The organism is Amycolatopsis keratiniphila subsp. keratiniphila (assembly GCF_001620365.2).
Taxonomy (GTDB): Bacteria; Actinomycetota; Actinomycetes; order Mycobacteriales; family Pseudonocardiaceae; genus Amycolatopsis; species Amycolatopsis keratiniphila.
This window is the reverse complement of the sequence record NZ_LQMT02000023.1, coordinates 246,334-267,615: the sequence shown is the minus strand read 5'-3', so window position 1 is coordinate 267,615 and position 21,282 is coordinate 246,334. Positions and strand designations below refer to the sequence as shown.

Sequence of the window (21,282 nt, the reverse complement as noted above, 5' to 3'; positions counted from 1 at the left end):
GACACTCAACGTCCCCGATCCCCCGTCGACCGCCAATCACGCCAGTGGGTAGGTAAATACGAGTCCGTTAGAACGACCATTGCCACTCACGACCCCTCGGTGAAATCGCCCGTTTCGTCACTAAGCGGACATGTAGTCGTCGAAATGTGTCCACAGTGGACGCTTGGGTATGGTTGGCCCCCGTTGGCCAGGGCAACCGAGCGCTTGACCTGCGGCAACCTTCACCACTCGCGATCAAGACGGCGCATCCTCGACCACAGCGACCAGCCTCGCCGACGAGGACACCGCCCTGGCCTACCTGGCGTCGAATGGCGCGTGATCCGGAGCGCAGACGGTGCCGCGTGCCGGAAGACGTCCGTGGGACAGGTACGCGTCGACGGCCGCGTCGACACAGGCGCTGCGGTTCAACGCGCCATGCCCCCAGGCGTCCAACGTCAGGAGCCGGGCGTTGCCGAGGATGCGTTCGGTGCGCTTCGCCCCGGCGTAGGGGGTTTCCGGGTCGCCCTTGCCGTTGGCCAGCAACAGGATCGGCGCGGTCGGCCGGTTCCAGGGCCCGGTGTACCGCGCTTCGTCGGTAGCTGGCCAGAAGGCGCACGGCAGGGAGAGATACGTGTCGTACGAACCGAAACCGCGGCCTTCCCGGTCGGCCGCGCGGGCGGCGCGGGGCCAGGCGGCCGGGTCACGCGGATTCGTGGTGTCCGCGCAGATCGTCCCGCCGCCACCCATCGCGGAATCGAACGGTGTCGCGATGGCCTTCGCCGCGACGGGTTTCGTCACCGACTGGAGGAACTCCGCCAGCGCGGGCGAGTGGGCCTCGTCGGTCAGTGCGTGGTGGGTACGCCGGATGACCTCCTGATAGGTGACCGGTCCCGGCGTGGTTTCGAGCCGGTCGAGGAGCGCGTCGTACTTGGCCCGCAGATCCGTCCCCGGTTCGCGGAACGCGCACCGGACGTCGGCCGCGCACGTGTCGAGGAAGGCCTGCAGCGCACGGTCCGCGTCGCGGAAACCGCCGAGCCTGGTGCTGAACGGAACGTTCGCGTCCTCCGGGCGGTGTCCGGTGGACCAGGCGATCGGATCGTCGACGGCGTCCAGTGCCAAGGCGCCGACCCGATGCGGGAACAGGTTGGCGTACACCTCGCCGACGTAGGTGCCGTAGGAAAGCCCGTAGTAACGCAGGCGGGGCTCGCCGACGGCTTGGCGCATCCGGTCGAGGTCCCTGGCGACGTTCGCGGTCGACAGGTGGTTCAGCAGCGGCCCGGCGTTGCGGCCGCAGGAGGCGGTGACCTCACGGGCGTCGGCGAAATGCCGGGCCTCCTGCTCGGCGGTGATCGGGAAGGTGCCCAGGATCCGTTTGAGCGGCTCGGTTTCGGCGTCGGACGCGAAGCACCGGACAGGTGTGCTGGCGCCGATGCCGCGGGGATCGAAGCCGACGATGTCGAATTGCCGGTGCAGGTACGGGGTCTGGAACCTGCTGAAGCGGCCCTGGTTCCCGGGGCCGCCGGGGTTGGTGAAGAGGGTGCCGCGTTTGTGCTTCTGGTCCGTCGCGGGGAGACGGCCGAGCGCGATGGTGATCCGCGGGCCGTCCGGGTCCTGATAGGACAACGGGACCTCGATCTCGGCGCAGTCGTAGCCCGGTGGCGATCCGGCCGGGCAAGGACCCCAGGCGAGGCCCTTCGGCGAGGCCGAAACCGCGGGCGTGATCGTGAGGGCGGCGAGTGCGGAAAGTGTGAGCGCGGCGGCGACGCGGATTCTGGTCACCGGGCCAGCGTCTCGCCTCGCGGACGCGCGATCCCTGGTGCGCGCACCCGGAAAAATGGTGGGGTAGGCCCCTCCATGTTCAACATATAGCGCACCGTGGGGCTTGCGGCAAGACCCCGGTGGTGCCGCAGAATCCTCGGCCGTAGCCAGAACAGGCCGAACAGGAGTGAAGATTTGACGGACGTCGACGTGATCATCGTGGGTGCCGGCCCGACCGGTCTGATGCTGGCCGCCGAACTGCGGCTGGCCGGTGCGCGCCCGCTGGTCCTGGAACGGCGGCCGGAACAGGGGAAGACTCCGAAGGCCCACGGCCTCAGCGGACAGATCCTGGACCTGCTGCACCATCGCGGCCTGCTGGAGAAGGTACGGGGGCTCGTCACCGATCCCGTGCCGCCGCACCGCTTTCCCTTCGGTGGGGTCCACGTCGACCTCACCCGGTTCGACGAGCCGCCGCTGAAGGCGCTTTCGGTCCGGCAGCAGTCGTTGGAGCGGCTGTTGGAGGAGCACGCCACGGAACTCGGTGCGGAAGTGCGGCGTGGGCACGAAGTCGTCGGGCTGCGCCAGGACGACGTGTCGGTGACCGCCGAGGTGCGCGGACCCGAGGGAACGTACGAGGTCACCGCCCCGTATCTGGTGGGGTGCGACGGCGGGCGCAGCCCCGTCCGGTCGATGGCGGGGATCGGATTCCCCGGCACCACCTATCCGGAGGTGAACCGGATCGGGCAGGTCAAGATCCCCGAGGGGCTGACCGTGCACGACAACGGCGACATCGAAACGCCGGAGCTGGGCCGGATCAAGGCGGGCTTCACCCGCACCGGCACCGGCGTGTTCGCGCTCGGTTCGCTGACGCCGGGGATCGTGTTCATCCAGACCACGGAGGACGACCCCGGCGAGATCGACGACGACGTGCCGATGACCCTGACCGAACTCGGGGACAGCATCCGCCGCGTGCTCGGCGGCGACGTCCCGTTGGGCGAACCGGTCCGGCTCTCGCGCTACCAGTTCTCCGCCCGCCAGGCCGAGCGTTACCGCGAAGGCCGGATCCTGCTGGCGGGCGACGCGGCACACCTGCTGCCCTCCACCGGCACGGCGATCAACGTCGGCATGTCCGACTCGGTCAACCTCGCCTGGAAGCTGGCCGCCGAGATCCAGGGCCGGGCGCCGGAAGGACTGCTGGACACCTATCACGAGGAACGGCACGCCGCCGGTGCGCGTGCGCTGTTGCAGTCCCGGGCGCAGGTGGGGCTGCGGCGCGGACACGACGAAGCCGCCGAAGCGCTCCGCGCGGTCTTCCAGGAACTGCTGGACGACGAGTCGGCCGCGCGACGCCTCGCCTCCCACGTGGCCGGGACCGACACGCGCTACCCGATGCCGGGTTCCCCGCACGCGCTCGCCGGCAGGTTCGTCCCGGATCTCGCGCTGCAGACCGACGACGGGGCGACCAGTGTCGCCGAGTTGCTGCGTGGGGCACGGCCGGTACTGCTCGACCTCGCGGGACGGCCCGATCTGCGTGAACTCGCGCAGGGCCGGGCCGACGTCCACACCGCGAAGGCCGAGGACAGGCCCGCCGACGTCCTCCTGATCCGCCCGGACGGCTATGTCGCCTGGGCCGGCGACGACGCCGAAGGCCTGCGCGAGTCCCTCGCCACCTGGTTCGCGTGACGTCTCGTGAGTGGTAAGACGGCTCTGGTCTGAAGGTTCGGGCCCGGCCGTGGCCGACGTTGCGAAAGCCACTTTCGCAACCTTCAACGTTGCGAAAGTGGCTTTCGCAACGTTGAAGGTTGCGATCAGCTGGACGCCCCGGCCCGTAGATACCCTTTCCACTCACGAGCTTGTCAGCGGTTGATGACCTCCGAGCCGTAGCGCTTGAGGGTTTCCTCGCGCTGGTCGTGCATCAGGTAGAGCGAGAACTGGTCGACACCCAGCGAAGCCAGCTCCTCCAGCCGTTCGACGTGCGCCGAAGACGGTCCGAGCAGGCAGAACCGGTCCACGATCTCGTCCGGGACGAAATCGGTCGACGGATTGCCCGCCCGCCCATGGTGCGAGTAGTCGTAACCCTGCCGCTCACGGATGTAGTCGGTCAGTTCGTGCGGCACCGGACCGGAATCGCCGTACCGCGCCACGAGATCCGCGACGTGGTTGCCGACCATCCCGCCGAACCAGCGCAGCTGCTCCCGCTGATGCGCCAGATCGTCGCCGACGTACGCCGGGGCCGCGAGGCAGATCGTGATCCCGGCCGGATCCCGCCCCGCCGCCCGAGCGGCCTCGCGGACGGAACCGATGGTCCACCGGGCGATCGCGGGATCGGCGCACTGCAGGATGAAGCCGTCGGCGTGTTCACCGACCGTCTTCAGCGCCTTCGGCCCGTATCCCGCCATCCACATCTCGAGCCTGCCGTTGCGGATCCACGGGATCTGCACCGGCTTGTCCCGCAACAGGACTTCACGCCCTTCGGCGAGTTCCTTCACCACGTGCATGCAGTCGCGCACGGTGGCCAAAGTGGACGGTGGCATACCGACCACCCGGTGCGCCGAGTCGCCGCGGCCGATCCCGCAGACCGTCCGGTTGCCGTACATGTCGTTGAGCGTGGCGAAGGTCGACGCCATCACCGACCAGTCCCGGGTGGCCGGGCTGGTCACCATCGGGCCCACGATCATCGACGACGTCGCCGCCAGGATCTGCGAGTAGATGACGAACGGCTCCTGCCACAGCACGCACGAGTCGAACGTCCAGCCGTAGCGGAAACCCTGGTCCTCGGCGGCCTTCATCAGCCGCACGAGGTCACGCGCGGGCGGATCGGTCTGGAGAACAATTCCGAAGTCCACGGCCACCGCCTCAGTTCAGGTACTGGTTCAGATCGCGCGAGAGGAATTTCCCGTGCGTCGTACTGCCCGAGAAGCCGGACGGCGACACCACCACACGCCCGCGCGAGAGCACCGTGTCGACCTTGCCGGTGATCTCCATGCCCTCGTAGGCCGAGTAGTCCACGTTCATGTGATGTGTCTCGACCGACAAGGTCTGCTTCGCCGCCGGGTCGTAGACGACGATGTCCGCGTCCGAACCCGCCGCGATCACACCCTTGCGCGGGTACAGCCCGAACATGCGCGCCGGGGTGGTCGAGCAGGTCTCGACCCAGCGGCCGAGGGTGAGCTCGCCCGCCACGACCCCTTGGTGCAGCAGGTCCATCCGGTGCTCGACGCCGGGGATCCCGTTGGGGATCGCGCGGAAGTCGCCGCGGCCGAGTTCCTTCTGGTCCTTGAAACAGAAGGGACAGTGATCCGTCGACACCACCGAGAGATCGTTGGTCCGCAGTCCCCGCCACAGATCCGCCTGATGCGACTTCTCACGCAGCGGGGGAGAGGCGACGTACTTCGAACCCTCGAAATCGGGTTTCGCCAAGTCCTCGATGGACAGATACAGATACTGAGGACACGTCTCCGCGAAGACGTTCTGCCCGTCGTTCCGAGCCTCCGCGACCGCCGCCAGCGCCTGCGACGCCGAGAGATGCACGATGTACAGCGGCGCCCCGGTCACCTTGGCGAGCTGGATCGCGCGCGAGGTCGCCTCGCCCTCCAGCTCGGGCGGCCGGGTGAGCCCGTGCTGCACCGGGTCGATCTTCCCGGCCGCGAACGCCTGTGCGGCCAGCTGGTCGATCGCGATGCCGTTTTCCGCGTGCATCATGATCGTCGCGCCGATCTCGCGTGCCTTCTGCATGGCCAGCAGGATCTCGCCGTCCGTGGAGTAGAAGACCCCCGGATAGGCCATGAACATCTTGAAACTGCCGACCCCGCCGTCGACGCAGGCCTGCATCTCCTTCAACGACGAGTCGTTGACGTCGGAGACGATCATGTGGAAGCCGTAGTCGATGGCGCAGTTGCCGTCGGCCTTCTCGTGCCACTTGTCCATAGTGGACAGCAGGGACGTGCCCTTGGCCTGGACGGCGAAGTCGATGATCGTGGTCGTTCCGCCCCATGCCGCCGCCGTCGTGCCGGTGCCGAAGGTGTCGACGGAATGCGTTCCGCCGAACGGCATCTCCATATGGGTGTGCGCGTCGATCCCGCCGGGCAGGACGTATTTGCCGGTGGCGTCGATGACCGAGTCGGCGGGCCCCAGCGTGCCGGGGGCGCCGACGGCCGAGATCGTCTCGCCGTCGACGAGGACGTCCGCCGCCGAAGCGCCCATCGTGGACAGCACCTGCCCGCCGCTGATGAGGGTGGTCATCACGCCTCCGCGAGGGGTCCGTAGCTGTCGGGACGCCGGTCCCGGTAGAAGGCCCACAGATCCCGCACTTCGGCGAGTTTGCCCATGTCGAGATCGCGGACGACGATCTCTTCCTCGGTGTCGGACGCGGCTTCGCCGACGAGCTGGCCGCGCGGGTCCGCGAAATACGACTGGCCGTAGAAGTCGTTGTCGCCCAACGGTTCCACCCCGACACGGTTGATCGTGCCGACGTAGTACTCGTTCGCGACGGCGGCCGCGGGCTGCTCCAGCCGCCACAGGTACTCCGACAGGCCGCGGCTGGTCGCCGACGGGTTGAACACGATCTTCGCGCCCGCCAGGCCGAGCGCGCGCCAGCCCTCCGGGAAGTGCCGCTCGTAACAGATGTAGACGCCGATGCGGCCGACGGCGGTGTCGAACACCGGGTAGCCCATGTTCCCGGGCCGGAAGTAGAACTTCTCCCAGAAGCCCTTCACCTGCGGGATGTGGTTCTTGCGGTGCTTGCCGAGGTACGTGCCGTCGGCGTCGATCACCGCGGCGGTGTTGTAGTACACGCCGGGCTGCTCGACCTCGTACATCGGCACGATCAGCACGACACCATGGCGTTCGGCGACCTCCTGCATGAGCTTCGTCGTCGGCCCGTCGGGGATGCCTTCGGTGTAGGAGTAGTAGTCGGTGTCCTGCACCTGGCAGAAATACGGGCCGTAGAACAACTCCTGCAGGCAGACGACCTGCGCGCCCTGCGAAGCGGCCTTGCCGATGGCTTCGACCGCGTTCGCGATCATGGACTCCTTGTCACCCGTCCACCGCTGCTGGATCAATCCGGCTCGGACCACGTCGCTCACTTGCATCCTCCTCGATATCGGTGGTGCGCTTGCGTTCGGGCAGGGACAGCAGCAGGTAGACGACGAAGGCGCCCGCCAGGCCGACGACCCAGTTGTAGTCGTAGAGAGGTTTCAGGAACGGGATCAGCCCGTCGGCGGGGAACGGCCCGCCGTACGCGCCGCCGACCGCGAGCACGGCGCCGACCAGCGTCGCGACGAGCGCGCGCCAGTTCCAGCCGCCGTTGAACCAGTAGACGCCGCGTTCGGTGTACAGATCCCGCAGGCGCAGCTTGGTGCGGTAGACGACCCAGTAGCCGGCGACCATCACCCCGGCGACGGCGCCGAGCAGGCCGCCGTAGAAGCCGAGCCACGCGAAGATGTAGATGTTCGGGTCGGAGTAGAGCCGCCACGGCTGGATGACGATGCCGATGAGGCCCGTGATCAGGCCGCCGACCGCGAAGGTGATCTTCTTCGGGAAGGCGTTGGAGAAGTCGTAGGACGGGCTGACCACGTTGGCCGCGAGGTTCGCCGAGACGGTCGCCAGTACCAGCGCGATCAGCGCGACCACCACGACGACCGGGGAATCGAACCGGTCGGCCAGCTTCGCCGGGTCCCAGATCTGCTCGCCGTAGAGGACGCTGCCGCCCGAAGTGGTCAGGATGGCCACGATCGCGATGAACGTCATCGTGGTGGGCAGGCCGAGGATCTGGCCGCGGATCTGTTTGCCCTGGCTGCCGCCGAACCGGGTGAAGTCCGGCATGTTCAGCGAAAGCGTCGACCAGAACGCGATCATCGCCATCAGCGCCGGCGCGAACACCTTCCAGAAGTCCGGCCCCCAGCCGAGTTTCCCGGGCTCGGACAGGATCGGGCCGAGCCCGCCCGCCTTGACCAGCACGTAGCCGAGCAGGATCAGGAAGCCGACCGACACCAGCGGCGCCGTCCAGTTCTCGAACCGGCGGACCGCCTCCATCCCGCGCCAGATGATGAGCATCTGGAACAGCCAGAAGAGGCCGAACGAAAGCCACAGCGTCCAGTGCTGGCCGAGGACGACGGTGGAATCCTTCCAGCCGGAACCCGCCAGCCGCCCGACGATGATGTAGATCGCCTCGCCGCCGACCCAGGTCTGGATGCCGAACCAGCCGCACGCGATGAAGGCCCGCAGCAACGCCGCCAGATTCGCGCCGCGCATCCCGAAGAAGGCGCGGGCGAACACCGGGAACGGGATGCCGTACTTCGTCCCGGCGTGGCTGTTGAGCAGCATCGGGATCAGCACGATCAGGTTGCCGATGGTGATCGTGAGCAGCGCCTGCACCCAGTCCATCCCGAGCGCGATCAGCGAGGCCGCGAGCGCGTAGGACGGGATGTTGTGCGCCATGCCCATCCACAGCGCGAAGTAGGTGTACGTGGTCCAGGTCCGCTTTTCGACCGGGACCGGGGCGAGTTCTTCGTTGTAGAAGCGGCTGTCCTTCAAGGACTCGACCTCGCCGAGTTCCACCCGGCCATCAGGATGCACGTGCTGCGTACCGCGTGCCGTCGGCTCCATTGCGGAATCGTGCTCGCCCGCGCCGCGCGGGTGGGACTGGCAGACTGTTCACTGTTGATGGCGTCGGAACGCAGACTGTCGATTGCGTTCGAAGGCCACTGGTGCATGACGTGCGTCACACACACGGACGTAGTAATCCGGCAAACCGGCCGAAACATCTCCACAGGATCTCCACAGCTCACCCGGATGGTCTCCACGGCCGATGCCTACAGTCATCCCCATGGAACTGGGAGGACGCCGGGTGCTGGTCGTCGAGGACGACGTGACCATCGCGGAGAGCATCGCCGCGCGTTTGCGGGCCGAAGGATTCTCGGTCGACCTGGCGCACGACGGCCCTTCCGGCGTCGAGACCGACGCCGAGCGCGAGCCGGACCTGGTGGTGCTCGACGTGATGCTGCCGGGCTTCGACGGACTGGAGGTCTGCCGCCGGATCCAGGCCCGTCGCCCGGTCCCGGTGCTCATGCTGACCGCCCGGTCGGACGAGACGGACATGCTGATCGGCCTCGGCGTCGGCGCCGACGACTACCTCACCAAACCGTTCTCGATGCGGGTGCTCTCGGCGCGGGTGCACGCGCTGCTGCGCCGCGTCGAACGGTCCGCCCGCGCCGACGGCGGGGAAACGGGCACGAAGATCGTGCTCGGCGACCTCGAAATCGACGTCGACCAGCGGCGGGTCACGCGGGCGGGCACCCAGGCCCAGCTGACGCCGATCGAGTTCGACCTCCTCGTCCACTTCGCGAAACGCCCGAGGGCGGTGCAGCCCAGGGAACGGCTGCTCAGCGAGGTGTGGGACTGGGACGTCGCGGGCACCGGTTCGGGCACCCGCGCCGTCGACAGCCATATCAAGGCGCTGCGCCGCAAACTGGGCGCGGACCTCATCCGCACCGTGCACGGCGTCGGGTACGCCCTGGAGGTGGGATCGTGAAGCTCCGCCCGCTGCTCGGCCGCGTGGTCGACGCGCTCCCGAGACCGCTCGACCCGGTCCGCTCCATCAAGCTCAAGCTCGCGATCCTGCTGGTGTCGTCGGGCGGGATCGCGTTCGCCTTCTTCAACTGGCAGATCGGCTGGCTGCCGCCGCGGACCACGATCGCGGCCATGGTGCTGGCCGTGGTCACCTCGCAGATCCTGGCGCACGGGATGACCAGGCCGCTGCGGGAGATGACCGCCGCGGCCCGCGCGATGGCCAAGGGCGACTACACCCGGCGGGTCCGCGCGACCGCCCGCGACGAGGTCGGCGAGCTGTCGCACGCCTTCAACCAGATGGCCGCCGACCTGGACGCCTCGGACCAGCGCCGCCGCGAGCTGATCGCGAACGTCTCCCACGAGCTCCGCACCCCGATCACCGCGCTGAACGGGGTGCTGGAGAACCTGGTCGACGGGGTCGCCCAACCCGATCCGGCGACGCTGAAGACCGCGCTGCAGCAGACCGAACGTCTCGGCAGGCTGGTTTCGGAGCTCCTGGATCTCTCGCGGATCGACGCCGGCGCGTTCCCCTTGCAGCTGGAGGAGTTCGATCTCGAACTGCTGCTGGAGGAGGTCGCCACCGAAGCGGGGGTCACCGGCCGCGGCGTGCGGTTCTCCGTCGACGTCCAGCCGCCCGGCGCGACCGCCGTTGCCGACCGCGGCCGGCTCTACCAGGTCGTGGTCAACCTGCTCGACAACGCCGTCCGGCACGGACCCGCCGGGGGAGAGGTCCGGGTGCGGGCGGAGGCCCGCGAGGCCGACGTCGTCATCGAGGTCGAAGACGAAGGCCCCGGCATCCCGCCGGGGGAGCGGGACAGCGTGTTCGAGCGGTTCACCCGCGGTGAGCGGGCGGGCGGCGGGGGCACCGGCCTCGGGCTCGCGATCGCGCGGTGGGTGGTCGACCTGCACGACGGCAGCATCGCCGTCGTCACCCCCGAAGGACGGCCGGGCTGTGTCATCCGCGTCGTGATCCCCGTTCCTTGATTCCCGGCCGCTTTTCCGGGCGGCCGAACACGGCCAACGGTATGTGCTTTCGCAAACTGGAGGATTCGATGAGCGAAGATCAGGAGAAGCAGGCGCACGCGTCGCCGCCGTCGGCGACGACCACCCTGCCGCCCGCCCCGCCGGTACCGCCCGTGCCGGTGCTGATGCGGCCGCGGGTGCCGCCGAAGTCGGCGATCGTGCCGCTGCCCGCCTCCGTGCTGCCCGCGGCGGTCGCGGCCGGGCTGGTCACCGCCTTCGTCATGCCGGACGACCCCGGAGCCGGCTGGTTCGTGGCCGGGCTCGCCTTCGCGGTGGCCGTCTACTTCGCCGACAAGCGCGCCCGAGGCGACGCCGAACCACACTTCCGGCTGGTCAACGCGCTGTGGGCGGCGGCAGCGCTCGGTCTGCTCGCCGTCGGCATGTTCCGCGCGTCGGTCTGGCTGAACGTGTTGTGCGTGCTGGCGGCCTTCGTCGCGGGATCCCTCGCGGTGGTCGGGAAACGCACCGTGAACACGATCGTCTACGACGTCTTCGCGGTCCCCATCGAAGCGCTGCTTTCGATCCCCTGGGTCGGGCGCGGGCTCAGGAAGCTCGGCACGAAACAGGAAGGCCGGACGCGGCCGCGGTTCCTCGTGCCGGTGCTGGCGAGCGCCTTGCTGCTGCTGGTGTTCGTCCCGCTGCTGCGTGGCGCGGACGCCGCGTTCGCGAGCGTCGTCGACGCGGTGATCCCCGAACTGAACCCGGAGACCTTCGTGCGCTGGGGTTTCCTGTTCGTGGTGGCCGCGTTCGCCGTCACCGGGGCGTGCTATCTGCTGGCGGCGCCCCCGCTGCCCGCCGACGACGACGCTCCACGCAAACGGCTCGCGCACCGCCTCGAATGGACGTTGCCGCTGGGTGTGCTGGTGCTGCTGTTCACGAGCTTCGTCGTGGTCCGCCTGGTCGTGTTGTTCGGTGGCACCGAATACCTGCTGGCCACGAGCGGCCTGACGGCGGCCGAGTACGCCAGGAGCGGCTTCTGGCAGCTGTCCGCCATCACCGTGCTGACCCTGCTGCTGGTCGCCGCCGCGCTGCGCTGGGCACCGAAGACCTCGGTGGCCGATCGTGCCTGGCAGCGCGGGTTGCTCGGCGCGTTGAGCGGGCTCAGCCTGGTGCTGGTCGCGTCGGCGTTGAGTCGCATGTGGACATATCAGCAGGCGTACGGGTTCACCGTGCTGCGGCTGCTGGTCGAGGTCTGCGAGCTCTGGATCGGCCTGATCTTCCTGCTGGTACTCGCGTCCCTGATCCCGCTGCGGTCGGCCTGGCTGCCGCGCGCGGCCATCGGGGCCGCCGTCGCGGCGCTGCTCGGGCTGGCCGTGCTCGATCCGGAACGGTTCATCGCCGACCGCAACATCGACCGGCTCGCCCACGGCAAGACACTCGACACCACTTACCTGTCAAGGTTTTCCGCCGACGTGGTGCCGTCGGCCGACCGGCTCCCCGAGCCGCTGCGGTCCTGTGTGCTCGGACCGGTCGTGCGGGAAATCCCGGAAGATGATTGGCGCGAATGGAACCTGAGCCGGTCCCTCGCGCGTCAGACCCCCGTTACCGCGAAGGACGGGATCGGCTGCCGGTACCCGACCCGTCCTTGAGCCGTGACCCACGGCCTTGATCGCCCTCTTGGGGGTGAGGGCGATCAAGGCGGCGGTGAACGGCGCCGCCGGGCCACCGAGGGGGAGGTCCGGCGGTCACCTCGACGGAAGTGCCTCGGTCAGAAGGTGAAGACGCCGGCCGACTCGGCGTCGGCGACGCACCGGTTGGCGTACGAGGTGCGGAAGGTGACCGGTTCGCCGCGCCACTTGCCGACCGCCGAGACGTCCACCGGCGAGTATTCGAGCGTGCAGGCCCGAGGCTCGGGGCGGAGCCTGTCGAAGTCTCCGTCCACTTCGGACAGTTTGCCGCAGGCGTTCCCGCGCGTGGGGTGGGAGCCCCCGGTGGGCCCGCAGGTGAGCGAGACGGTGCCGACCCGGCCCCTGGTGTCGTGGCTGGTCAGCTGGAACGTGGATTCGGCGGGTTGCGCCGGGGCCATACAGGCCAGCGCGAGCACGCAGGCGCCGATCGGTTCGAAGAAAGCCATATCAACCCTATCGGCTGACGTGGCCCGATCACTGTGTTCCACGCTCGGGTGAGATTTGCTCACCCGGACGTGTGGTCGTCCGCTCTTCGAATGTCGTGGGCGAGCAAAGCGACATAAAGCGAGAGCATCGACTCCGGATCTTCGAGCCGCACGCCCAGTACCTGCTCGATCCGGGCCAGCTGCTGGTAGTACGCGGTGCGGGAGGTGTGCGCCGCGGCGGCCGCCGCGGACTTGTTGCCGCCGTGCTCGCAGTAATGCCTCAACGCCTGAACGAGTCTGCTGCCCTGCGCGGCGTCCCGGCTCAGCAGCGGGCCGAGCTCCCGCGCGGCGAACGCGGTGATCCGTTCGTCACCCGCCAGCAGATGCAGCAGTCCGCGCAACCGGACGTCGTCGAGCCGGTGGACCAGCCGTTCGACGTTCTCGGCGAGCGCCGCGGCGGCGACCTGCGCGGCTTCGACGAGCGTCCGCCTCGCTTCGGCGGGCCCGCTGCCTGTCGTCCCGACCGCGACCACGGCGGGCGCGCCGGCACGGGCCTCGTGGACGTCGGTGGCCAGCCGTCGCAGGACCGCGTCGACCCCCGCCTCGGGCGAGAGCGCGATCAGCGCGCGTACCTGGGTGTCGTCGGTGGCCACCAGCGCGGACACCTTGGCGTGCCGCGCGGCGAGCACCGTCGCCTCGGCGAGTTCCCGCAGCAGCACCGGGGTGGACTGCGCGGTCTTGGCGGTCACCGTGATCCGGGGCCGCACGGCGACCCCGACCAGCAGCCGCCCGGTCAGCGGGACACCCAGCGCGGAGGCCCGCGCGGTCAGTTCGGCGGGCGGCACCGGGTTCGCCAGCAGTTCGGTCAGGATCGCGCGGTGTGCCTGGCGTTCGAGGCTGTCGGTGTCCTTCGCGACCAGCCGGTGGACCGCGAGCGCGGACGCGGCCCGTTCGGCGACCACGACGTGCCGGTGCGGCGGCGGATCCCCGCAGACGACGACCAGCCGTCCCCAGTCGTGCCCGCGCGCGCCGACCACGGTGATCAGCCAGCCCGCGCCCTGGTGGTAGCCGGTCCGCTCGCCGACCTGCACCGGCCGCGACCGGGACGGCCAGCCGGGCAGCAGTTCGCCGGGGTCGGTCCCCGCCGTGTCGTAGGCGAGGACCTCGTGCGACAACGTCTCCAGCACCACGGGATGCTCGGTGAGCCGCGCGACCTCCCGCAGGATTTCGCCCGGCTCGGCGCCGGCGATGGTCAGCGCGGTGAAGGTCTCGTGGACCCGCTCCGCCGCGCGCAGTTCGTCGACCTGGGCGTCGACGATCAGCCCGTTCACCGCCTCGGTGACCGACACGAAACGTGTCTCGCGCGAAAGGGTGATCAGCGGGACACCGTGGCGGTCCGCGGCGTCGACCAGCGCGGGCGGCAGCTTCTCGCTCCAATGCCGGACCAGTTCGACGACGATCCCGGCGACCCCGATCCCCGCCAGGTCGCCGACGTACCTGGCCAGCGCGGCGCCGTCGTCGGGCAGCGCGACCCCGGTGGTGAGCACGAGTTCCCCGCCCCGCAGCAACGGGGCGATGTCCGCGACCTCGGCGACGTGCGCCCAGCGGACCGGCGCGTCCAGCCCCGCCGCCCCCGCCACCACATGGGGCCTGCCCTGACGCAGCACCGGCAGCGCGAGCACCTCGGCGACGGTCGGGTACATCGGCCTCCCACCCGGTTCGACAACGCTGGGGACAGACTGTACGGGCGGGACCGGGAGTCCGTACACGTTGACGATGGCGTCGGTGTGGCGCGCGCACCCAGACTCGACCGGGAGCAGGTATCAGGACCAGGAAGGCGGAACCCGTGACCGACCGCATCAACCACTGGATCGACGGCAAACCGTGCGAAGGCGTGAGCGAACGATCGGGTGACGTGTTCGATCCGGCCACCGGCCAGGTGCGGGCGAAGGTCGCCTTCGCCGCGCAGGACGACGTCGACGCCGCCGTCGCCGCCGCGGCCCGGGCACTGCCGGGCTGGCGCGGGACCTCGCTGGCGGGGCGGACCCGGGTGCTGTTCGCCTTCCGAGAGCTGCTTTCGGCGCGGCGTCACGAACTGGCGAAGATCGTCACCAGCGAACACGGCAAGGTCGAATCCGACGCCGCCGGCGAAGTCGCGCGCGCGATCGAGAACGTCGAGTACGCCTGTGGTGCGGCGCAGATGCTCAAGGGCGGGTTCAGCGAGAACGCCTCGACCGGCGTCGACGTGTACTCGATCTCGCAGCCGCTGGGCGTGGTCGGCGTGATCTCGCCGTTCAACTTCCCGGCGATGGTCCCGCTGTGGTTCGTGCCGAACGCGCTCGCCTGCGGCAACACCGTCGTGCTCAAGCCGAGCGAGAAGGATCCGTCCGCGGCCGTGTTCATCGCCGAACTGTTCGCCGAAGCGGGCTTGCCCGACGGCGTCCTCAACGTCCTGCACGGCGACAAGGTGGCCGTCGACGGGCTGCTGGAACACCGCGACGTCAAGGCGATCTCGTTCGTCGGGTCGACGCCGATCGCGAAGTACGTCTACGAAACCGGGACCAGGCACGGGAAACGCGTGCAGGCGCTCGGCGGCGCGAAGAACCACATGGTCGTCCTCCCGGACGCCGACCTCGACCTCGCCGCCGACGCGGCCGTGTCCGCGGGCTTCGGCTCGGCGGGGGAGCGGTGCATGGCGGTGTCGGTCGTGGTCGCCGTCGACCCGGTCGGCGACGAACTGGTCGCGAAGATCGCCGAACGGATCAAGCGGCTGCGCGTCGGCGACGGCATGCGGCCCACCTCGGAGATGGGGCCGCTCGTCACCGCCGCCCACCACGAACGTGTCGAGTCCTATGTGGACGCCGGGGTCGAAGCGGGCGCCCGGCTCGTCGTCGACGGCCGCGGTATCGAGGTCGACGGCGAGGACGGCGGGTTCTGGCTCGGCCCGACGCTGTTCGACCAGGTCACCCCGGACATGTCCGTGTACACCGACGAGATCTTCGGGCCGGTGCTGGCGGTCGCCCGGGCCGAGGGTTACGACGCGGCGCTGGAACTGATCAACGCCAACCCCTACGGCAACGGCACCGCGATCTTCACCAACGACGGCCGGGCCGCGCGGCGGTTCCAGAACGAGGTCGAGGTCGGGATGGTCGGCGTGAACGTGCCGATCCCGGTGCCGGTCGGTTACTACTCGTTCGGCGGGTGGAAGGACTCGCTGTTCGGGGACAGCCACGCCTACGGGCCGGAAGGGTTCCACTTCTTCACGCGGACGAAGGTCGTCACGTCGCGGTGGCCGGATCCTTCGCAGGGCGGGGTGAACCTCGGGTTCCCGCGCAACAGCTGACGCCGCCTCGCTCTTGAAGTCCGTGAAGGCCTCCTTGAGGGACCCAGAGTCCCTCAAGGAGGCCTTCACGGACAGTCATTCGCGAGGGATATGAGGGTGGGGTCAGAACCGGCCGCAGTTGCCGCTGCCCGCTTGCCCGTTGAACACGCTCTTCAGCCACTCGGTGGCATCGCCGGACGCGGTCATCATGCCCAGCGCGTGCGAGAAGAACGGCGTGAAGGTCGTCAGTTCCTTCCACTGGACGTTGGCGCCCTTGCCGCACCAGTCCTTCGCCATCTGCTTGCCGACGGCCGCGGGGATGACGTCGTCCATCGGGCTGTGTTCGACCAGGACCGGCATGGTCGGCTTGACGGTGCCGATCCGGTTCTCCGCCACGATCGCGTCGAACGGCGGCTGGGCCAGGTAGGCGGACACCGGCTTGCCCTCCTTCGTCAGCGAGCTGGTCTGCTTGTACATGAACTGGAGGACCGCGTTCATGGTGCAGGTCTGCCGGGCCTTCAGGAACAGATCGGCCCCGGCCGGGTTGGCCAGGTCCATCAGCCTGGCCTCGGGGTAGGCCTGGTTGATGCCGATCAGCGCGTAACCGAGGAACCCGGCGTACATCCCGCCGTCGAGCGATTTCGACAGCACGGCCTTGTCCGCGGGCGCCGCGCCGGAGTAGACACCCTTGACGTCCAGTTCGGGCGCGTAGGTGGCGGCCAGTTCGGCGGCGGCCGCGGCGGCACTGCCGCCCTCGGAGTAGCCGGCGATACCGACCGGGCCGTCGGCGGGCAGACCCGTTCCGGGCAGGCGCTGGGCGGCGCGGATGACGTCGAGCACGGTGTGCGCCTCGGACAACCGGACGACGTACGGATGGTCGCCGCTGCCTTCCACCCACGGTCCGATGTAGTCGGTCTGCGCGACGGCGAATCCGGCGCCCAGCAACGCGTTGACGAAACTTCCCTGGAAACCGGAGACCATGTCCGAGGCGCCCTCGCCCGCGAGGGTCTTCGAGGGAGCGCAGTCCGGCCCCATGCCGAAGGTGAACGGCGCGTAGGCCACGATCGGCCGTTCGCCGGGACCGTTCCACGGATTGTTCGGCACCAGGACGGTGCCGCTCACGGCGACCTGTTTGTCCTTGTTGTCGCGGGACAGATATTGGATCCGGGTCGATTTCGCCCCGTTGTAGGTCGAGGGCTGCGACTTGATCACGTCACCGTTCTCGCCGGCGGGAAGCGGTGAAGAGGAGGTGTAAACCGAATTCGTGTCCGCGCTCGCGGCAGGGGCGGCCACCGCGACCAACGTCACGGTCATGGCGGCGATCAGGACATGACGAATGGAAGAAGTCATAGTGCGCTCCACGCTGAGTCGGAACTTCCGCATGTGGGCTAGATGGAAGACCTTTCGGTGCCGGGCGGTCAATGGCCGGTCGTCGAATTGTCATTCCCGTCAGTGCGGGGAAACTGATTTCACTCATGGCTTTCCGGGTGGCGGCCGGGTGATTTCCGGAATTCGCCGATCGCGGTTATCGTCGCCGTCATGTCGGAACCGAAGCGGTCGGCGATGCGGGTGGCCGATTCCGATCGCGAAAACGTCGCGCGACTGCTGTACGAAGCCATGGGTGCGGGACGCATCACCGCCGGTGAACTGGAGACGAGACTGGACGCCGTCTACGCGGCCAAGACCTTCGCGGAATTCGAACCCGTCGTCGCGGATCTGTCGCCCGGCGGGGCACTCGCCCTTTCTCACGCCGTCGGCGAGGAGCAAGGCGGGCGCCGCTCGTTCGCCGTCATGTCCGCCACCACGCGGCGGTTCGGCGGACCGCTGCCGTCGAAGCATGTGAGCCGCGCGTTCTGGGGCAGCGTGCGCCTCGATCTGCGGCGGGCCCGGATCACCGGATCCTGCACGATCAGGGCGGTGGCGGTCATGGGCGGGGTCAAGATCGTCGTCCCCGAGGACTTCGCCCTCGACGTCCGGGGGATCGGACTGATGGGCGGATTCGGCACCGGTCGCCGGACCGGGCGACGGAGCCCGGAAGCGGGCGCACCGGTGCTGCGCGTCACGGGTTTCGCCTGGTGGGGGTCGGTGAGGGTGATCCGGAAGCCCTTGGAGCCGCGGCGGCGCTCCCTTCGCGGGCGCGGCTGAAGCAGGCAAAGAAGTCCGGTGGCTCGCCGGGCACTCCACCTTCCGTAAACTCGTTGTGAGGACGAGCCGAGGGAGGTGCAGATGGCCAACGCGGAAGAGCGCCGCTTCGAAGTGCTGCGCGCGATCGTCGCCGATTACGTGTCCAACCAGGAGCCCGTCGGCTCCAAGGCGATCGTCGACCGGCACAACCTCGGTGTGTCCAGCGCCACCGTGCGCAACGACATGGCGGCGCTGGAAGAAGAGGGCTACATCACACAGCCCCACACCAGTGCGGGCCGGATCCCCACCGACAAGGGGTACCGGCTCTTCGTCGACCGGATCGCCGAGGTCAAACCGCTCAGCGCGGCCGAGCGCCGGGCCATCACCGCGTTCCTGGACAGCGGCACCGACGTCGACGACGTCCTGCGCCGCTCCGTCCGGCTGCTCGCGCAGCTGACCAGGCAGGTCGCGGTCATCCAGTACCCGATGATGACCAACTCCGCCGTCCGCCACCTGGAAGTCGTGCCGCTCACCCCGGCGCGGCTGATGCTCGTGCTGATCACCGATTCCGGCCGCGTCGACCAGCGCACCGTCGACCTCGGGGACGTCATCACCGAAGAGAACGTCGGCAGGCTGCGCACGGTGCTCAACGGGGCACTCGCGGGCCGCCGTCTGTCCGAGGCCGCGGCGTCGGTCGCCGAACTGCCCGAGAAGTCGCCGGGCGAACTGCGCGACAGCCTCACCCGCGTCTGTACCGTGCTGGTGGAGTCCCTGGTCGAGCATCCCGAAGAGCGGCTCGTGCTCGGCGGCACCGCCAACCTCACCCGCAACGTCTCGGACTTCCCCGGATCGCTGCGGCAGGTGCTGGAGGCGCTCGAGGAGCAGGTCATCGTGCTCAAGCTGCTCGCGGCCGCCCGCAACCCCGGTGCGATCAGCGTGCGCATCGGTGAGGAAAATGAGGACGAGCAGATGCGCAGCACCTCGGTGGTGTCCATCGGCTACGGGATGGACGACATGCTGCTGGGCGGGATGGGCGTCGTCGGGCCGACCAGGATGGACTACCCGAACACCATCGCCGCGGTGCGCGCGGTGGCGAACTACGTGGGGCAGATCCTCGCCGGCCGCTGAACGCGGCGGTGAGGTCGAAGTCAGAAGGAGAAGGCGAAGACGGTGGCGAGGGACTATTACGGCATTCTCGGGGTGGCGAAGAACGCGACGGATCAGGAGATCAAGCGCGCGTACCGCAAACTGGCCCGTGAACTGCACCCCGACGTCAACCCGTCGGAGGACGCCCAGCACCGTTTCGGCGAGGTGACCACCGCGTACGAGGTGCTGTCGGATCCGCAGAAGCGCAAGGTCGTCGACCTCGGCGGCGACCCGATGGACGGCGGCGCCCGCGGTGGTGGCGGAGACCCGTTCTCGGGCTTCGGCGGCCTCGGCGACATCATGGACGCCTTCTTCGGCGCCGCCGGGGGTGGCGGCGGCCGCGGCCGTGGCCCGCGCAGCCGCGTGCAGCCCGGCTCCGACGCGCTCATCCGCCTCGGCCTGACCCTCGAGGACTGCGCCACCGGCGTCGACCGCGAGATCACCGTCGACACCGCCATCGTCTGCGACCTGTGCCGCGGCGCGGGCGCGGCCGAAGGCACGAGCACCAAGACCTGCGACACCTGCGGCGGCGCGGGTGAGGTCCAGTCGGTGCAACGGTCCTTCCTCGGCCAGGTCGTCACCGCCCGCCCCTGCCCGGTGTGCCGCGGCTTCGGCGAGGTCATCCCGGACCCCTGCCGTCAATGCGGCGGCGACGGCCGGGTCCGCGCCCGCCGCAACGTCACCGCCAAGATCCCGCCGGGCGTCGGCGACGGTATGCGCATCCGCCTCTCCGGCCAGGGCGAGGTCGGCCCCGGCGGCGGCCCCGCCGGCGACCTCTACGTCGAGATCGACGAAGCGCCGCACGAGGTGTTCGTCCGGCAGGGCAACGACCTGCACTGCAATTTCCGCATCCCGATGACCACCGCCGCCCTCGGCGCCACGGTGCCCATCGAGACCCTCATCGACGGCGACTACGAACTCGACATCGAGCCGGGCACCCAGCCCGCCACCGAACTCGTGCTCACCGCCAAGGGCATGCCGCGGCTGCGGTCCTCCGGCCGTGTCGACGGCCGGGGCGACCTGCACGTCCACATCGACGTCGTCGTGCCGACCAAACTCGACGACGCCCAGCGCGACCTCCTCGTCGAACTCGCCCAGCAGCGCGGCGAAGACGTGCCTTCGCTGTCGTCGAACGGCTCCAAGCCCGGCGGGCTGTTCTCCAAGCTGCGCACCAAGAACCACCGGTAGCCCGTGCCCGAGACGACACTGCCGGTCTTCCTCACCGCCGCGCTGCCCGGCTCCGGGCGCACCACCCTCGACGGCGAGGAAGCCCGGCACGCCGCCACCGTCCGCCGCCTGCGCGTCGGCGAACGTCTCGTGCTCTCCGACGGCGAAGGCGGCATGGCGCGCTGCGTCGTCGAGGCCGTCCAGGCGGGCCGCGACGCGGCGCTCACCCTCGCCATCGAAGAACACTGGACCGAGGAACCACCCGCGCTGCGCGTCATCGTCGCCCAGGCCCTCGCCAAGGGCGACCGCGGCGAACTCGCCGTCGAGCTCGCCACTGAAGCCGGCGCCGACGCCATCGTCCCCTGGCGCGCCTCCCGCAGCGTCGCCCGCTGGGAGGAAGGAACCCGCGGCGACAAAGCCCTCACCCGGTGGCGCACCACCGCCCGCGCCGCCGCCAAACAGGCCCGCCGCGCCCACGTCCCCGAAGTCGCCGAACCCGTCACCACCCGCGAACTGGCCGAACTCGCCCAGACCGTTTCCCGCGCGCTCGTCCTCGAATCCGGCATCACCACGCGCCTCACCGAGATCGAACTCCCGGCACAGGGCGACATCCTTCTCGTCGTCGGCCCCGAAGGCGGCATCACCGACGACGAACTGAACACCCTCACCGACGCCGGCGCCACCGCCATCCGGTTGGGCCCCACCGTTTTGCGCACCTCCACCGCCGCCGCCGTGGCACTCGGCGCGTTAGGGGTTCTCACCGACCGCTGGAAGTAAAAAACACCCCACTAATTTGCGGCGAGTTATGGCGCGATCACGCAAACAGCCGTTACTCTCGTTAACTGACGCGCAACACACGGTTTCGGCGCGCCACTGGGGATGAAGCCCGGTCGCGCGCGTGAATCCCCGCCGGGCACCTCCCCCCTCGGTCCGGCGGAGCCGCGGCGACGGTGGGCCGACCCCCAGGGCCCACCGCGCCGCGGCATCTTCATTTCGAACCCCTTCGCGAGGCGCTTCGCTCCTTGCCGTGCTTCGAAAGTCGCGCCGTGGCACGATTCCGCGTGTTGCCCCGTGGGGCCCACGGTGAGGTCGACGGCCGGGGTGGTCGTGAGCGGCGTTTCGGGCTAGGGCGAAGGGTGCC

The 21,282-nt window shown here is 69.4% G+C and carries 17 protein-coding genes; 9 read left to right on the top strand and 8 right to left on the bottom strand.

Annotation, left to right across the window (positions count from 1 at the left end; translation table 11 throughout):
* Positions 1 to 294: 294 nt before the first annotated feature.
* Positions 295 to 1,758 (bottom strand): alpha/beta hydrolase, encoded by a 1,464-nt coding sequence (locus tag AVR91_RS25655; RefSeq protein ID WP_063274636.1) that lies wholly within the window; start codon positions 1,756 to 1,758, stop codon positions 295 to 297.
* A 174-nt stretch (positions 1,759 to 1,932) separates the two neighbouring features.
* On the opposite strand from AVR91_RS25655, the gene AVR91_RS25650 reads away from it, so the two are divergent.
* Complete coding sequence (locus AVR91_RS25650) at positions 1,933 to 3,420, top strand: FAD-dependent monooxygenase (protein WP_063274635.1); 1,488 nt, start codon at positions 1,933 to 1,935, stop codon at positions 3,418 to 3,420.
* Between the two features lie 173 nt (positions 3,421 to 3,593).
* On the opposite strand, the gene AVR91_RS25645 is transcribed toward AVR91_RS25650, so the two are convergent.
* From AVR91_RS25645 to AVR91_RS25630, 4 genes are read right to left on the bottom strand one after another with little or no spacing between them, the layout of a single operon-like run.
* A complete protein-coding gene (locus tag AVR91_RS25645) occupies positions 3,594 to 4,583 on the bottom strand; it encodes a TIGR03842 family LLM class F420-dependent oxidoreductase (RefSeq protein WP_063274641.1) in 990 nt (329 codons plus the stop codon).
* A gap of 10 nt (positions 4,584 to 4,593) precedes the next feature.
* The gene (hydA, locus tag AVR91_RS25640) at positions 4,594 to 5,979 is read right to left on the bottom strand and encodes a dihydropyrimidinase (protein ID WP_063274634.1); all 1,386 of its coding nucleotides are present in this window, start codon (positions 5,977 to 5,979) and stop codon (positions 4,594 to 4,596) included.
* A complete protein-coding gene (locus AVR91_RS25635; RefSeq protein ID WP_016332446.1) occupies positions 5,979 to 6,821 on the bottom strand; it encodes a nitrilase-related carbon-nitrogen hydrolase in 843 nt (280 codons plus the stop codon). The genes hydA and AVR91_RS25635 overlap by 1 nt, the downstream gene beginning before the upstream one ends.
* Positions 6,772 to 8,343 (bottom strand): NCS1 family nucleobase:cation symporter-1, encoded by a 1,572-nt coding sequence (locus AVR91_RS25630; protein ID WP_063274633.1) that lies wholly within the window; start codon positions 8,341 to 8,343, stop codon positions 6,772 to 6,774. Before AVR91_RS25630 ends, AVR91_RS25635 begins: the two co-directional genes overlap by 50 nt.
* Before the next feature lie 241 nt (positions 8,344 to 8,584).
* Between AVR91_RS25630 and AVR91_RS25625 the strand changes: the two genes are divergently transcribed.
* The 3 genes from AVR91_RS25625 to AVR91_RS25615 all read left to right on the top strand — a co-directional run bounded on the left by AVR91_RS25625 (position 8,585) and on the right by AVR91_RS25615 (position 11,918).
* Entirely contained in the window at positions 8,585 to 9,268 is a 684-nt protein-coding gene (locus AVR91_RS25625; RefSeq protein ID WP_063274640.1) for a response regulator transcription factor, read from the top strand.
* Positions 9,265 to 10,290, top strand: a complete 1,026-nt coding sequence (locus AVR91_RS25620) for a HAMP domain-containing sensor histidine kinase (RefSeq protein WP_016332449.1) — start codon at positions 9,265 to 9,267, stop codon at positions 10,288 to 10,290. The genes AVR91_RS25625 and AVR91_RS25620 overlap by 4 nt, the downstream gene beginning before the upstream one ends.
* 68 nt (positions 10,291 to 10,358) lie before the next feature.
* Positions 10,359 to 11,918: a DUF4153 domain-containing protein gene (locus AVR91_RS25615; protein ID WP_063274632.1), complete on the top strand. Its 1,560-nt coding sequence runs from the start codon at positions 10,359 to 10,361 to the stop codon at positions 11,916 to 11,918.
* A gap of 119 nt (positions 11,919 to 12,037) precedes the next feature.
* On the opposite strand, the gene AVR91_RS25610 is transcribed toward AVR91_RS25615, so the two are convergent.
* Both AVR91_RS25610 and AVR91_RS25605 read right to left on the bottom strand, forming a co-directional pair.
* On the bottom strand, positions 12,038 to 12,403 hold the full coding sequence (locus AVR91_RS25610; RefSeq protein WP_063274631.1) for an SSI family serine proteinase inhibitor: 366 nt from the start codon (positions 12,401 to 12,403) through the stop codon (positions 12,038 to 12,040).
* Between the two features lie 59 nt (positions 12,404 to 12,462).
* Positions 12,463 to 14,085, bottom strand: a complete 1,623-nt coding sequence (locus tag AVR91_RS25605; protein WP_063274630.1) for a PucR family transcriptional regulator — start codon at positions 14,083 to 14,085, stop codon at positions 12,463 to 12,465.
* A gap of 143 nt (positions 14,086 to 14,228) precedes the next feature.
* Between AVR91_RS25605 and AVR91_RS25600 the strand changes: the two genes are divergently transcribed.
* On the top strand, positions 14,229 to 15,725 hold the full coding sequence (locus tag AVR91_RS25600) for a CoA-acylating methylmalonate-semialdehyde dehydrogenase (RefSeq protein ID WP_063274629.1): 1,497 nt from the start codon (positions 14,229 to 14,231) through the stop codon (positions 15,723 to 15,725).
* A gap of 102 nt (positions 15,726 to 15,827) precedes the next feature.
* On the opposite strand, the gene AVR91_RS25595 is transcribed toward AVR91_RS25600, so the two are convergent.
* Positions 15,828 to 17,054: a lipase family protein gene (locus tag AVR91_RS25595; protein WP_083737729.1), complete on the bottom strand. Its 1,227-nt coding sequence runs from the start codon at positions 17,052 to 17,054 to the stop codon at positions 15,828 to 15,830.
* A 189-nt stretch (positions 17,055 to 17,243) separates the two neighbouring features.
* Here AVR91_RS25595 and AVR91_RS25590 point away from each other — a divergent pair, with 189 nt between their 5' ends.
* From AVR91_RS25590 to AVR91_RS25575, 4 genes are all read left to right on the top strand, one after another.
* Entirely contained in the window at positions 17,244 to 17,849 is a 606-nt protein-coding gene (locus tag AVR91_RS25590; protein ID WP_063823148.1) for a DUF1707 SHOCT-like domain-containing protein, read from the top strand.
* A gap of 81 nt (positions 17,850 to 17,930) precedes the next feature.
* Positions 17,931 to 18,956: a heat-inducible transcriptional repressor HrcA gene (gene hrcA / locus AVR91_RS25585; protein WP_043848663.1), complete on the top strand. Its 1,026-nt coding sequence runs from the start codon at positions 17,931 to 17,933 to the stop codon at positions 18,954 to 18,956.
* A 42-nt stretch (positions 18,957 to 18,998) separates the two neighbouring features.
* A complete protein-coding gene (dnaJ, locus tag AVR91_RS25580; RefSeq protein ID WP_063274628.1) occupies positions 18,999 to 20,162 on the top strand; it encodes a molecular chaperone DnaJ in 1,164 nt (387 codons plus the stop codon).
* 3 nt (positions 20,163 to 20,165) lie between these two features.
* Positions 20,166 to 20,918 (top strand): 16S rRNA (uracil(1498)-N(3))-methyltransferase, encoded by a 753-nt coding sequence (locus tag AVR91_RS25575; RefSeq protein ID WP_063274627.1) that lies wholly within the window; start codon positions 20,166 to 20,168, stop codon positions 20,916 to 20,918.
* Positions 20,919 to 21,282: the final 364 nt, after the last annotated feature.